9 protein-coding genes are annotated in these 14,775 nt (G+C 50.4%); 2 read left to right on the top strand and 7 right to left on the bottom strand.

The window, feature by feature from the left end; all coding sequences use genetic code 11:
* Positions 1–25 precede the first annotated feature (25 nt).
* Positions 26–1,213: an amidohydrolase gene (locus AC0THY_RS04620; protein ID WP_489994145.1), complete on the bottom strand. Its 1,188-nt coding sequence runs from the start codon at positions 1,211–1,213 to the stop codon at positions 26–28.
* Between the two features lie 113 nt (positions 1,214–1,326).
* Positions 1,327–5,190, bottom strand: a complete 3,864-nt coding sequence (locus AC0THY_RS04615; RefSeq protein ID WP_489993286.1) for a glycosyl hydrolase — start codon at positions 5,188–5,190, stop codon at positions 1,327–1,329.
* 300 nt (positions 5,191–5,490) lie between these two features.
* Here AC0THY_RS04615 and AC0THY_RS04610 point away from each other — a divergent pair, with 300 nt between their 5' ends.
* Positions 5,491–6,558 carry an AraC family transcriptional regulator gene (locus AC0THY_RS04610; RefSeq protein ID WP_489993285.1) on the top strand — a complete coding sequence of 356 codons (1,068 nt, stop codon included), beginning with the start codon at positions 5,491–5,493 and terminating at the stop codon, positions 6,556–6,558.
* Positions 6,555–6,839, top strand: coding sequence for a hypothetical protein (locus AC0THY_RS04605; protein ID WP_489993284.1), 285 nt, complete (start codon positions 6,555–6,557; stop codon positions 6,837–6,839). The genes AC0THY_RS04610 and AC0THY_RS04605 overlap by 4 nt, the downstream gene beginning before the upstream one ends.
* A gap of 32 nt (positions 6,840–6,871) precedes the next feature.
* Here the strand turns inward: AC0THY_RS04605 and AC0THY_RS04600 are convergent, their stop codons facing one another.
* From AC0THY_RS04600 to AC0THY_RS04580, 5 genes are all read right to left on the bottom strand, one after another.
* On the bottom strand, positions 6,872–8,047 hold the full coding sequence (locus tag AC0THY_RS04600; protein ID WP_489993283.1) for a cation:proton antiporter: 1,176 nt from the start codon (positions 8,045–8,047) through the stop codon (positions 6,872–6,874).
* Positions 8,048–8,131: 84 nt separating this feature from the next.
* Entirely contained in the window at positions 8,132–9,304 is a 1,173-nt protein-coding gene (locus AC0THY_RS04595) for a Wadjet anti-phage system protein JetD domain-containing protein (protein WP_489993282.1), read from the bottom strand.
* A complete protein-coding gene (locus tag AC0THY_RS04590) occupies positions 9,291–12,656 on the bottom strand; it encodes an ATP-binding protein (protein WP_489993281.1) in 3,366 nt (1,121 codons plus the stop codon). Before AC0THY_RS04590 ends, AC0THY_RS04595 begins: the two co-directional genes overlap by 14 nt.
* A complete protein-coding gene (locus AC0THY_RS04585) occupies positions 12,610–13,254 on the bottom strand; it encodes a DUF4194 domain-containing protein (RefSeq protein WP_489993280.1) in 645 nt (214 codons plus the stop codon). The genes AC0THY_RS04590 and AC0THY_RS04585 overlap by 47 nt, the downstream gene beginning before the upstream one ends.
* The gene (locus AC0THY_RS04580; RefSeq protein ID WP_489993279.1) at positions 13,251–14,675 is read right to left on the bottom strand and encodes a Wadjet anti-phage system protein JetA family protein; all 1,425 of its coding nucleotides are present in this window, start codon (positions 14,673–14,675) and stop codon (positions 13,251–13,253) included. The genes AC0THY_RS04585 and AC0THY_RS04580 overlap by 4 nt, the downstream gene beginning before the upstream one ends.
* Between the last annotated feature and the right edge of the window lie 100 nt (positions 14,676–14,775).

Genomic DNA, 14,775 nt, shown 5'->3' with positions numbered 1-14,775 from the left:
ATTTTATTTTCAGAAAGCTGCTCTTTTAATTATTATCTGCCGGTTCCCCCTCTTCCTCCTCCTTTCGGTACACAATCTCCCCATCAATGATCGTATACAGCGTTTCCGTAAAGACCTCCATGGGATTCCCGGAAAACACGGCAATATCTGCATCCTTTCCCACCTCAAGGCTTCCCACCCGCTCATCTGTGCGGCATATTTTTGCCGGGTTAATGGTTATGGCCTTTAGCCCCTCCTCCATGGGCAGTCCCTGCTTTACAGCCAAACCGGCGCAGAGAGGCAGATACTGGATCAGCGCCACCGGATGGTCTGTGGTGACAGCGATCAGGATGCCTGCTTCATGCAAAATCGCGTTGGTCTTAAAGTTCATGTTTTTTACCTCAGGCTTGTTTCTGGCGGTGAGATCCGTTCCCACAATCGCAGGATAGCCGGATTCTTTGATCTCCTCCGCAATCAGATGCCCATCTGTGCAGTGATCCAGGGTCAGGTCAATACAGAACTCCTTCCCTATGCGTATGGCGGTGAGAATGTCATCCGCCCGGTGAGCATGTACCTTCAGGGGAATCTCCCGCGCAAGTACCGGCATCCACGCCTCCATCTGAAAATCCAGCTCCCCGAGTGTTCCCTCATCCCGCTTCTGGCGGTACTGCCAGGCTTTAAAGAGCTGTTCCCGCAGAAGTGCTGCCGTTGCCATGCGGGTCACAGGGCTTTTCCCGTCCGCACCGTAAGCGTTCTTGGGGTTTTCCCCCAGGGCGGCCTTCATGGCAGCAGGCGCCAGGACAATCATGTTGTCCACACACCTGCCCTGGGTTTTCATAAAGACAAACTGTCCCCCCACTACGTTTGCACTGCCGGGCCCGGCCATCACAGAGGTGATGCCTGCCCGTATGGCATCATGAAAAGCCGGGTCCATGGGGTTGACCGCGTCAATTGCTCTCAGCGTGGGGGTCACCGGATCGGAGGTCTCATTGCAGTCATCCCCGGTAGCTCCCTCCTTCTCCTCCGTAATTCCGATATGGGCGTGAGCCTCAATCAAACCAGGCAGCACCCAGGCCCCTTTCACATCCAGGACCTCCTCATTCTTCAGGCTCTTTCCGTTTCCAAGCAGAGCTTCCTCTGTTCGAACCTGTTCGTAGCCATCCATATCATCTACCGCCAGGATCTTCCCCTGCCCGGTTCTCACATACCCTTTTTCAATCACATCGCCTGCCATTGTATAAATTTTTCCATTTATAATAAACAAAAGCGCCAACCCTCTTTCTATTTTTTCAGTTAGTATACCCACTGTACCTTTAGTTATAAGAGTTGGCGCTATTTTTATTAATTTTAACGAACGGTTACTCTAATCCTTGTCCTGACTCCGTTTGATGCCTTTATCCGGATTACTGCTTTTCCTTTCCTTCTGGCTTTCACTCTCCCTTTCCTGTCCACAGTCACTACCCTCTTATTGGTGGATGTGTAGGTCAATTTTTCCGTAGCTGTGATGGGATCGCGCTCTACCCTCAGCAGAGTGGTCTTCCCCCTTCTCAGGGTGAGACTTCCGGCCTTCCGCCGCAGTTTCCTGGTCACCACTTTCTTCTTCGTCACCTTGAGCTTCAGGGTGGCCTTTGCCCCTTTTTGGGTTGTCACTGTAATCTTTACAGTTCCAGCCCTTTTTGCCGTGATCTTTCCTCTCCTATTTACCGTGGCCACCTTTTTGTTGGAGGACTTCCAGGTTTTGATCTTGTCGCCCTGCTGCAAATCTGACGCCTTAACCGCAGTGGTGGATTTCCCCACCTGAAGTCTGGCGTTTCCGGCATTCAGCTTTACGGTGGGTATCACCACTTTTATACTGCACTTTGCCGCCTTGCCGCTGCCATCCTGTGCGGAGGCAGTTACCACTGCCTTCCCGGCTTTCCCTGCCCGGAGTCTGCCTGCGGCATCAACACTCACCACTTCACTGTCTGAGGAGTACCAACTAAGCTTCTTATTCTGCGCGCTTGCAGGTGTAACGGCTGCTGTGAGAGCCAGCGTCTCCCCGGCAAACAGCCTCACCTGGGGTTTATTGAGCGTTATGCCGCTTACCAGGACCGGCTGGGGTTTTGGCGGTACCGGGTTACTCACCTCCTGAAGCGGCACTTGGCGGTAGGGCGTAAGCCTTACCTCTCCCACGATTCCGAACCTCTGCGTGTAGCTGCTCTTAATATTTGCCAGATTGGAAACCACTTCCACTCTCAGTTCATTTGTCCCAGGCTTTAAGTACTCTCCCATGTCCACCTTTTTGGACATCTGGTTAACTCCCGGTATCTCTTTTCCATTCACCCACACATGCATGGTGTCAGATACATAGTCAAATTCCAGGTATGCCCCCAGGTGTTCCTCCCACCCCCCGTTCATGTCAAAGGATGTGGTATAGACAGCCTTTCCCGCAGCGTCCTCCAGCCCCTGAATCTCATTCCAGGAAACCAGCTTCTTTAGAGTGTACGGCCCCTTTTCTTCCTTGGCTGTCTCCAGAGCCAAGGTGCCCTGTGACCAGCTTTCCAAAGTCATAGACCAATCGTCCAGAGTCCTTTGCTCGGGTACGCTTTTCGCAGCAGCCACCGCTTTTTTCCCGTTCCCCAGGGAAAATGTCTGCTCTCCGGCAGTCGTCAATCTGGCGCAGAGCGCTCCTGTGTCATCATAGCCCAGATCGGTGATGTCCGCACTCACCACATGGGGGGAAGGATTTTCCTCATCACACACTGCCAGGAACATTGCCTCATTTGGCCTCAGGGTGATATCCACACAGGTTCTTCCATCCCTGTTTTCATACTTTCCAAGTCTTGTGATCTCACCACACCAGGGATTCAGCAGGTAGGGCGTTCCCTCAGAGGAAAGCATCACTGTCTGGGAGAGCTCTCTGTTCATATCCGAGTTGTACAGGTAATAGTAATCCCTATTATCCTCTGTTCTGTGGAAGTTTAACAGAGCGGATGGCGCATCTCTCTTAACATCCGGCTCCACACCAAGTGCTGCAAGTGCAGCCGGTACCTCCTCCTGGGAGCCTGCCAGGACCGTATTCTTCATTTCCTTCAGCTCTCTCATCAGGTCATTGAGCCTTTTGTCTTCCTCTTTTTTGTTAGCCGACGAGCCTGCGAAGGTGTCCACACTGGAGGGCGCTTCCCCAACAATCACCACCGGCAGCCCCTGTCTGGCATAGTCCACTATCTTTTCTGCAACGTCCAGAGGCATATCTGAAGCAGTCATCTGCTCCTCCCCGTTCATGAGCTTTCTCTGGTCTAAGATCAGCGCTTTATAGGATGGGCCTTCCTCGGACAACACGCTTCTTCCGCCTTGACTTCCCACCTTCATCTGTTCCTGCCGGATCAGATCCGGAGCCGCATAGTCGTATGTGTAGCCCGCTTTCTCTATCTCATTTAACTCCCAGTCCATACTGGTATGATAATTATAGTAGTAGAGCCTGTAAACGGCCAAATCCACATCTGCCTGCCCCTTCTGCATTACATACTGTGCCCTGGACAGATAGCCCGTCATATCCTGTATGTGTTCCCACATGGGCGTCTTGTCATCCCACTCATTTGGGAAATTCCCCATGGACATAAAGGAATCTCCGGGCCACTGCTGCATAAGTGCGGACTTATAGGAAAATCCGTGCAGTACAGCCCTGTTTACCCCAGCTGCCATCTGCCGGTTATAGTGGTAGAGAAACCCCGCATCCTCATTCCCCTTGTCCGTATAGACATAGTTCCCCCCGTCATCCCGCCAGTAGGTGTCACCGTTTCCGTTCCCCTCTCTCTGGGACCCCGTCCAGGTCTGTGCCCAAGCCAGGGAAATGACTGCTGCCGATTCTGTGGAGTAAAGTCCGCTTCCATTTAGATGTACGGCTCCGCTCTGCATGCGGTACATATCCATTATATCTGTATGCCCCCAGGACTCTGTCTCCACAATATCCGCAGCCAGAGTGGGTTGTGTCAGCTCCATGGAAGCCCCGTACACCTGATAGCGCAGAGTCATATTGTGTCCATGGGCCCAATCCCTGATTTTTTCCACATGGTTCTCTGTAAACAGCTCCGTCAGTGTCTTGTAGAAGTCCTCCCGGATCTGATAGCCCTCGTCTCCAAATTCAAAGTTGGGCTGCGCATCCGTGTCCTGTCCATGGGCATAATAGGAGTAGTAATTGTCAATGAACAGCGTGGGTAGATACGGGGTCAGATCATACCCCCGGCGTTCCTTAAATTCCTCTAAGAGCTCAGGCGTCCAAAAAGCTGCGTTGCTCTTATTCTTATTGCCCAGCTCCAGAGAATCACAGAAAATACTGCCCCCGTTTTTCTCATACAAATCCCTAAGCTCCTGGTCCGCCATCAGTGTGTTGTCCCAATAATCCAATACCGCCTGAGTGGCCTCGGCGCTAAAGTGGTCCACCACAGGGTCGGTTTTTCCCGCATCACCCATTCCCTGGCGGTACAGATAAAAGATAGACCACTCTCCCTCATCCGGAGCCTCCCAGGAAATCCCAGCGCCGGTTACATCCCCTCTGTCCTTAGAAATCCCCTTTACGCACTCAGTGATGTCCACCGCGCTGTCTGTCTCATACACACCTGCCTGTCCCTCCTGACGCCTGGCCGCTGTAACAGCAACCAGTTCGCAGGGCCTGTCAGACTCAAACTGTCCCCCCTCCGGCAAGGGCAATTCGTCCCTGGTATAGACCATACCTGAACCATCTGCATTCGCTGTGAAGGAAACTTCGCTGTAAAATAGCGCCTGCTCTGCCCTCGCATCATCTACCTGGGTGATAGCAGGCGTCTTTACCGGCCATCCCTGTCCAATGGTAAAATCCAGAGTGATACCGCACGTATCCGCCTCCTCCAGGGCCCATTTCATCACACTGTTCCAAGCCTCGCTCCCAAACGGTGCCATAGACATAATAGCAACCAGCTCAATACCACCGTAGCCCGCCTCGGCCATCTTTCTGACTTCCGCCTTTGTCTCCTCCTCATTCATCAATCCGGGTGCCACCCACCAGCGGATGTAAGGCTTCGCGCTGCCGTCCGGGTTGGCGAACTCCCGGGCAAAGCTGCTGTCCGGAAAACTTTTCGCCGCCTCCCCATCCATAGTCTGCGCAAACGCAGACAGTGAAAGTCCGGAAATCATTATGCTTGCCGCAAGCACCCCCGCCAAAGTTCTTCTTAATTTGTTCCCTCTTCCCATCATATTGACATATCCTTTCTTTATGTGATACTTTAGTAACTGTTCAACAGTCTGCACATTTACTGTGCTGACCGTAAGAAAATGATACAGGAGTGCAAAAATCCTATCACCAAAGGTGATTTTAAATGGATTTTTGCAAATAACTGTTAAGATATTGAGCAGCTACATACTTTATATGATAACAAAGTGGCAGAGATCAAAACTAGGTAATCAGAAATTCTGTTACTTGTATTTTTCATCCATTTTCAGCAGGCCCGTACTGCCCACACAGTAAGTGCAAAAAGCCGTCAGAGAGGAATTCCCATGTCAATAAGTATCGAAGAGTATATCCACCAGCAGCAAAACTACTACCAAAGTCCATTGTTTAAGCACCAGCTGCCCGAAACTGAGGGCCATATACTGCGCATGATCCATCAGTTTGGCTTCTACTCTGTGCCCATTGAGTATTATCTCACCGGGGACCATAAGATTGGCCTCTCGCTTCACAACACCGGAAACGGTTCTGTTCCGGACAGAGAACATGCCACTTTTCACAATCACAACTATTTCGAACTGATCTATGTCTATCGGGGTAGCTGTATCAACTTTTTTCAGGATTCCTCCCTGCTCCTGGAGCAGAATGATCTGTTGCTGTTAAATCCAAATATTCTTCATGACGTCTGCGCTCTGTCCCCCTCAGATTGCATCTTCAACATCATGCTAAGCCGGGATTTGTTTGAGCAGATACTGTTTCCGCTGGCCCCGGATACCCCCTTATTCTCCAATTTCTTTGTGGATTACATCTATGAGATAAACAAAACACAGGACTATCTGAAATTTTCAAAACTGAAAGACCCCATGTTTCCCTCCATACTGCGAGGGATTATTGAGGAACATATAAATGACCGCCCCTGCAGCCAGAGTGTCATCCGCTCCGCTCTCTCCCTGCTCTTCTCACTCTTGTCCAGGGAGTATACGCTGCAGCACGGAGCCTTTATCCCGGCAGAAGGAAGTGCAAAACAGATTGCTGCCATGATCTCCTACATACAAAAAAACTGCTCCAGCATCACCCTGGGCCAATTGGAGCAGGAGTTTTCCTATTCTGCCAGTTATCTGTCAAAACTCCTGGTGAAACATACAGGGAAAACCTTCACGGAACTTTCCAGTCATTTTAAGTTGGAACGGATTCGGAATCTTTTAGAAAACACCGACATTCCTCTCTCTAGATTGGTGGAGGAATCTGGTTTTAATGATTTGAGCTATCTGAATAAAGCTTTTAAGAAACGTTACGGAACCACCCCGTCCCAGTACCGGAAAAAGCAGTTAGCCGAGGTTGCTTTTTCCGGGTACCGGACAGGGGCCGCAGACAAATACGAAAGGAGTAACACATGATTCTGAGAAATAAATTTCAAATAAATTTCATAAAAAAGGAAAAGCAGACGGGCAGTTATATGGGGATGCGCTTTACCCTTTACAAGGAGGATGACAAGCTAAACGCAGTCATCTATCCTGAGCCCCGCTGTCTGGAGGCCACCCCCAAATCCCTCAGAATAACCGCCCAGTTTGAGCTCACCAGTGAGGGGCTGGATGCAGCCGTAGACTGGATGAACGAGCAGTACACCGCCAGGAAACCCTACTGGGAGGAAGCGTACGAAAACCGTATGAAACTGTAATTTTCATTTTGCCGCACATCCCAGATACTCTCTTATGCTTTTGCCGGCCTGGCATAGAGCACTTTTAGTATTATAGGCGTTATCACGGAGGATACCAGGATCAGCAGAATGACTGCTGTGAAATAGACAGAGTCAATCATCCCCACTGCCAGCCCCTTCTGTGCCACGATGAGAGCCACCTCGCCTCTCGTCATCATACCCGCGCCGATCTTCATGCTGTCCCTGCCCTTAAATCCCAGGGCACGGCTCATAGCGCCGCAGCCAACGATTTTAGTGACCAACGCCACGATCACAAATCCGATGGAAAAGAGCAGCATCCATCCGTCCATGGCATTGATGGCTGTCTTGATTCCAATACTGGCAAAAAATACGGGTGCAAAAATCATGTACGCACTGATATCGATTTTTCTTGCTATGTAAGCGGAATCCTGAATATTGCAGAGGATAATGCCGGCCACATACGCTCCTGTAATGTCCGCGATGCCAAAATATTTCTCAGCCACAAAGGCCATGGCAAAGCAGAGTACCAGCCCGAATATAGGGATACGCCTTGTGTGCGGGTATCTCTTATCCAGGTACTTAAACAACCGGTATCCAATCACTCCCAGTATCAAGGCTGCTGCAAAAAACAGTACGGTGTTCCCCACCACCTTTACAGGGCTGCTCTCCGGATTTTTAAGTCCAATCACGAAAGTCAACACAATGATACCGATTACATCGTCTATAATCGCCGCGCTTAGAATAGTGGTTCCCACAGTATCCTTTAAATGACCCATCTCCTGCAAAGTTGCCACTGTGATGCTGACGGACGTTGCCGTCATGATGACACCGATAAACAGGGAAGTATAAAACTGGTCCGTCCCCACTGCCGCAAAGCCGTGAAAGCCGGAGTAGAGCAGAAAACCTCCTACAAGCGGCACTAACACGCCTGCACAAGCGATTAGCAATGCCTTTGGCCCCGTCTTAATCAAATCTTTGAGGTTCGTCTCCAAACCTGCAAAAAACATCAGCAGCACCACGCCAATCTCCGCCATCTGGCTCAAAAAATCCGTCTGCTGCACCAGCCCAAGGACGCTGGGCCCGATGAGCAGACCGGCGATGATCTCTCCCACCACCTGAGGCGCCTTCAATTTTGACGCTAGAATGCCACAGACTTTTGCGGCGACTATGATAATTGCAAGACTGCTAAATATTTGATATGATTCCATCTTTTCATCTCCCAAAAAATTATTTTTTCAATATTTGTACATAAAGCATCTTTCTAATAAATGAGGGTCGGTTTCTCAAAGCCTTTATAACAAAAAGCTCTCCTGCTCTATAATCCACCTCTCACGAATAATCCTCCGGACCAGCCCCTGCAGCAGAGGCTCATTCAGCTTTCCCAGCTCCTCCAGGTAAGCCTCTGACTTCACCTCCCTGCCATAACCAGCGGTTTTATACTGTTCATAGGTATCCTCATCCATCTTCAAGGGCTGCAGACCGGGAAAGATCTGTGTGCGGATATACCGGAAAATCCTCACACCTCCCAGGTCTAGATCCCCGGTGTGGTAAAAGCTGCATCCCTCCGCTGACAATACCCGCCCTGCTTCCGCCAAAAACAGTTTCTCCAGAGGTCCCGGAAAGCCGTGTGTGAAAATATACAAGGTTCCATCCTCATACGGCATACTCTCAAAATTAGACTTATTTTCTACCGTTACCACCCTTTTTATTTTCTGTCCCTGGGGGGTGTGGCAGTTTTTCAACATCTGGCTGTTTAAGCCTATCCCAAAAGGGAATCCTGACAGGTCCAGAACCTTTTCGCTAATTTCCAGTTTCACTCCCCCTTTTACCCACAATTGCTGTCCATACTCCTCTATATAAAGCTGTGACAGTACCGAAAAATCCTCCATCCCCTCCTCCACCAGAGGGCAGTATTTCCTGGCTGCTGTAATCACCGGTCCCTGAAGGTCTTTCTCAAAAGCCTTCGAGTCCTTTAGATATTTGACGGAAAAAAGCCTCTTAAATATAGGACTTGTCAGCTGATCCAGTCCAAGCAGACACTTCATAAATCCCTCTCTTTTCAAATTTTCAGGAATATTCCCCTGATCCAGCCTGTCCAGCAATTCCTTCTGGCAGTATTCCCGTATCCACTCCTTTTTCACATTTTCCAATGCTTTCCTGACTATCTCCTGCTGGCGATGAATCCGCTGCCAGGATGGTTCCCATCCCAGACGCCGGTAAAACTCCGGCAAATTCTGGTTGTGAAACCTCAGCTCCTGTATTACATTCTTTCCGTCATACCATTTTACTTGTACCAGGCCCTCCTCTTCAAGGGCTTTGGCCTCCTCCAGGATGGTTTCCCGTTCCAATTTTCCGCAGTTCTTTTCTGCCTTTTGAAAGTTCAGCGCTTTTGTTCCGGTCAACTGTCCCAGACGCCCTTTTGCTGTGCTCTCATTCTGCTTCACAATGGCTTCAATCAGCTTCACTTTCCTCCAACTCCTCCGTCAACTGCCCAAACTCCGTCTTTTCAAACTCCAGTATGGAGATATGCTTTTTATTGGGATTTGCAAACACAAAGGTCTTATCCACATTTTCCAAATAGTTTTGAATCTTGTCATTGGTGGCACTGATAATAGCCTGAAATCCGAGTCCACGGATCAGCTGTATACAGCTGGCAACCTTCTCTGCATCCATCTTGGAAAAGGCCTCATCCAACACTACCAGACGGATGGTGGGGTTTCGCTGCAGCTTTGGCGTCACATTGATGCGATAGGCCTGGGCAAAACTGGCCAGCAGCGCCACATAGAGGGGATTTTGACCCTCACCGCCGGAATTCTTTTTGATCATCCTGCTTAAGCGGATGCGGATCGTCTCCTCCCCCTCAATAATCTGCTGCATGTCAAAGGAGAGGTAGGTGCGGTAGTCCGCGTATTTCTCCATATTGTGCTTGGCCTCCTCCAGTTCCTGGGCGCTGGCATTGTCCGGAGGTATGAAAATGGAGATCAGCTCATTCATCTTCTCCCCATACTTGTCCTCGTGGGACATAGTGAATAGGTTCATCTGATTTTCCATATGGTCTGAAATCTGGGAGGGATTTACTTCCAGATTCTCGTCCATAAACATATCATAATACTTCCCGTCAGGTCCTCTGTTTCTGGTAATCACAAACTGATACCTGTCTTTTCCAAAGTCCAGACGGCTGATAATCTTGTTCAACTCATCCCGACGCTCAAAGGCCTCCCGGATGGCGCTGCGGATTTTGTAGATAAAATCTCGCTTAAACAGATTCACCGCATCCTTAGCCTGTTCATCCGCCTTCTGATGCAGCTGCTCCAGATCCGAGTACTGCAGATGGGACAGCAGCTCATCATAAGCCTTATTGTCCCGGTCCTCGGGTGAGAAAGTGCGGTTTGGATATTTTCTCAGGTAAGCGTACCGAATCTCCCGCAGTTTTCCCATGGCCTCTTCCACCTCCTGGGATGCTGTATTCGCCTTTCCCAAAAAGGAGGCCTGCAGACGCTCATAGTTGGGATTCTCCCTGGCGCCCAGATACCTGGATACCTCCTCCTCCAGCACCGTATCCCTGGTAAATTCCCCCTCCTTCTGGGTCAGCTCCTGAAGATGCCGTGTGAGCTGGTTCTGATAGTCATGGATGTTTTTTTCCATATCGCTGATTCTTTTCAGCAGATCATCCCTTACAGCCTTTCGCCTGTCAAAAAGTTCTTCTGCAGCCTTCTGCTCTTCCTCCCAGGCTCCGATATCCTGCCTCTGAAGTTTCTCTAGTTCTGCCCTCAGCCGCTCCTTCTTACGCTCCTTGCCGGGGAGTTCCTGAATATCCCTCATCCATGCAAGATAGTCCTCCAGGTCATTTTTCAGATAGTCCAGGTCCAGGATCTGCGCACATTCGCGGCTTAACTTTGCGTGGGGAGCACGCTTTTTTTCCATCTCTTCCTTCAGGTCCTCCAGCTGGCGGATGCGCCTGCGCATACTTACCTCACCGATATACGCCCTCCTGGTATAGAGGTCCGGATTTATGTACTGCAGCTTAAAACTGTGATACAGGATGCAGCCCGGTGTAATGCCAATTCTACAGGCCCGCAGTTCATCCACATCCGCACATTTGATCACATTGCCCAGCAAGAAATCTATGTACGCTCTGGCGTGTGGAATCTGGGTTACCACCTCCTCCGCCAGGGCATCTTCCGCCACTTCTCTGGGGGCCTCCATCACTTTTTCCGTATCCAGCACTGCTACCCTGTGGTATTTCTGTTTATCCAGTTCCTGGTACAGCTCCATAGCTGCCCTGGCGTACTTGGGCTCCACGATCAGAAGCAGCTTATTGCCCCCTAAATACCCCTCCACGGCATTTCTCCAGGTATCATCACGAATATCCAGCAAATCTGCCAGAATCTCCACAGGAACGTGTTTTCCCCACTGTTCTTTAAGGCCCTGCCGGATGTACTGCCTGGCCTCCTCCAGCTCCCTGGGGTAGGCTTTCCGTCCCTGCCGCAGTTCCTTGAGTTCTTCTGCTATCTCCTGCTCCTGACGGCTGTACTCGCGGATCGCTCCATCCGCCTCCCGTTTCTGTTCCCTCACATCCTCGCGCACAGCCGCAAGCCCTCTCTTTAGTCCCGCAAGCTGCTCCTCTGTAATGCTGCTTTTTTGAAACCGCTCTATATTCCAGAGCACCTCATTGGGCGTCACTTCCTGCTCCTCCCAGTCTCTGAGGGCCTGTGCGGTTTTCTGCCACCGGCTTTTGCTATTGTTCAGCCGCTCAATCATCTCATTGACAGATTTAAGCTGAACCTTTAAGTCCTCATACCCGGAAGCGGCAATTTTGCGGATCAGCTCCCGTATCTTTTCCTCCAGGTCCGCGATGCCCCTATCCAGCTCATTTTTCCTATCCTCCTGCTGCGCCCTGTCTTCCTGGCAGGCGGTGATACGGTCCTTCAGTTCCGAGGCCTTTTGGCGCATCCGGCGCAGCTCCATAGCATTCATAAAATAGGCCGCCTGGTTCCTCTTCTTCTCCTTCTCCGTCACCGCGTCAAAGGCCTCACGGATGGCTATCAGTTCCCTGATTTCCGAGCAGGTGTCCCCAATCCGCTTGCGCATACGGCCATACTGCATGACACTCTCCTGCATGTCCTCAATATGGATATCTTCCTCCAGACAGATGTATTCCTTCACAAACTCTTCCAGCTTTATATTCATGCGGAAGGGGATCGCCCTTTTAAACAGCAACGGAAAGCGCTCCATATTCAGCCCTCCCAGATACACATCGTAGAGCTGTCTGCGGAACCGTTCATTGCTGGGGCCAAAGTAATGTTCTTCCCTGCCGTAGTGACTGTTCAGATACTCCTTTAGCTCCTCAATAGACATGGCCCGGCCGCCTGTGCGGTATGCGCTCTCAAGAATGGGACCTTTGTGCCAGAAAAACAGCCTGGAGATCTCATTGGTTGCGGATTCCACATCAAAGGCCACGCCAATGCTCTGGTATTCACCCGTATCTGTGCGCCCAAGCTCCATGACTATGGTGGAGGAAAAGTTCTTGTTTCTCAGATAGGAAAATTGATTGTCCTCCCCAATATTTACCATTCCGCGCAAGTATTCTATCAAGGTCCGGTCCGAGTCATCCGCTGCTGCCTTGTTGAAAAACCCCCGTCCATCCGTGTTGGCATAGAGCAGAATCTGCATGGCGTCGATCACCGTGGACTTGCCGCTTCCCGAGTGTCCTGTAAAAAAATTGATCCCCTCCGCAAAGGAGAGCACCCGCTTATCTATGTAATGCCAGTTATTCAGGCAAATTCTCGACAATGCCTGAAATTTCTGATTCTGCATCCTCTTCCTCCGTTTCTCTGAACGTATCAATCAGCGCCCTGGCATCATCCCCCAAAAGGAGCATGTTGATGCTGGGATAGATGACCAGTCTGCTGGCTCCCTCCAGTTCCTCCAGCAAATCCAGGGGCTCTATAATCTGGTATTTTTTTAGTAGGGAGACAGCCCTTCTCACCTCTGTGGGCGAGGGCTGCCTGACCAGCAGGTGAAAACTTCCCAGGCGTTCATTGATATCCGCCAGTGTAGTAAACACATTTACACTGGTAGATGCCGACGCCATCTGCTCATCATAGATCAGCTTCAGCACCAGCACGTAGAGCGTGGTCAGACGGGGCAGCTTGTCTCCTATCAGCGCTTCCCCCTGCAGATAGATAATCCCAGTCTGGCTATTTTCAAGGACCGAAATGCCCGCAATGGAAAAGTAAGACTGCAGAAAGGCCAAATGTCTGCTGCACACCCGAAAATCCCGGTTAAACTGCAGACGCCCGGTTCTGCGCTCAAACTTGCGCTCCAACACAAAGGTCTGCCGGTAGAGAAGCTGTACTGCCTGACACACTTCCTCCTGCTCCTCCGGCAGCAGCTGTTCATAGTATTCAATCATGTCCTCTTCCTCTCTTTTCTGACCGTAAAAACCATCTCCGGATACCGGTACTCTATTCCTCCGGAAGTCTTATCACTCACCAGCTCTCCACCCTCGCCTTGCGGCAGTTCCACCTGATACCGGCTGCCCTTTTTCATGGCATAGTCATAGGCCAGGATCAGCTTCTCATAGTCCTCCTCATCCTGCACCAGCCCAGGCCCGGCCACCATTTTGCCGTCCCGCATATGAGCACTGATAAATGCCTCTATCTGTCTGCGGCTGTATCGGTTCTGCAGGCGGTTCAGCTTGAGTACATCCTCCCTGGGAAGATCCTGCGCCTCCTCCTCCGGCTCCAGATTCTCCAGAAAAGCGCGTTTCCCCCTCCTCCTTTTGTAAAGGGATTTTTCTGAGAGGATGTCCACCCTGGAAAGATTCATTCTATTTCCAATCTCAGTGATGCGTTCCTCCATGCTCTCAGCCTGGGAGGTGAGATTCAACAGCTGTACCACCAGTCCCCGCATGTCGTCATCCTCGTTAAGCAGGTAATTGAGTCTTGTTACCGTTGCCCTCACATACTTTGTGTGCTCCCGGTCCATATTTGCAATGCGGTGTTCAATGTCATCAAATCCCCTCTCAATCTGACTGAGTTGATCCAGGGTCTGGGTCATCCTCCGGGCGCCGGGCCCCTCCCGGTCCTCTGCATCCTCTTCCCGTTCACCGTCCCAGTTCTTTAGCCCGTGCAGTACCTCCTCCCGAATCTCCCGCAGCCAACGCTTAATATCCGTTTTGTACAGGTAAAAGTTATCCGTGGTCTTCAAAATGTGATACTTTTTCTTGACAATCTCCTCCACGTATCCATCCAGATGCTCTTTCAGCAAATCTCCATAAAATTTCTTCTCCAGAAGACTGGAAAAGAACTTGTCCATGTTGTGGAGCATATCCTGCAGGGCCTTATTCAGGCGCTTTGTGTTGACTAGCGCAGTGTTCAGGAGACGCTCGGTCCTTCTGGGATCATTTTTATAGGAGAATAAAATGGCATAGATGTTCTGGATATACACCTCCGTGTCATCCTCCTCCCCGCCCGCCAATTTTTCGAAGGCCTCTATAAACACCGCGGAATAGTCCGGAATAATAATATTAGTCATACCTGTCCCATAGTCCTCCAGCCGCTTTAACCACTGTGTCCTCACCAGCCAGTTGAGAATTCTGGTGGCCGGAGGCTCCAATAGATCCGCGTCCGTCTCCTGCTCCTCCTGCATGATGCTGATTCTGCGCTGGGCAAAAAAGTTGCTCAGTACCTGAATACATACCTCCCGGCTCAGGAAGTAATTGTTGTACTGGTACTCCTCGCTGATTTTTAAAAGCGCTTCTATGTAAGTCTCCCGGTTGTACGACCGAAATAAACTCCAGAAGCTGTCTGGAATTTCATTCATCAGAGGCATGGGAAAGTTCTCCTTTGGGTGATCTTGTATATTCTGCTTTTTTTATTTTATCATACCATGATTCCTGTTACAATAAGGAAGGTTTTTCGGAATTGAAAAA

The organism is Ruminococcus sp. 8Y-12 (assembly GCF_058119865.1).
The sequence above is the reverse complement of the archived record's forward strand: the minus strand, read 5'-3'. Positions and strand labels throughout refer to the sequence as shown.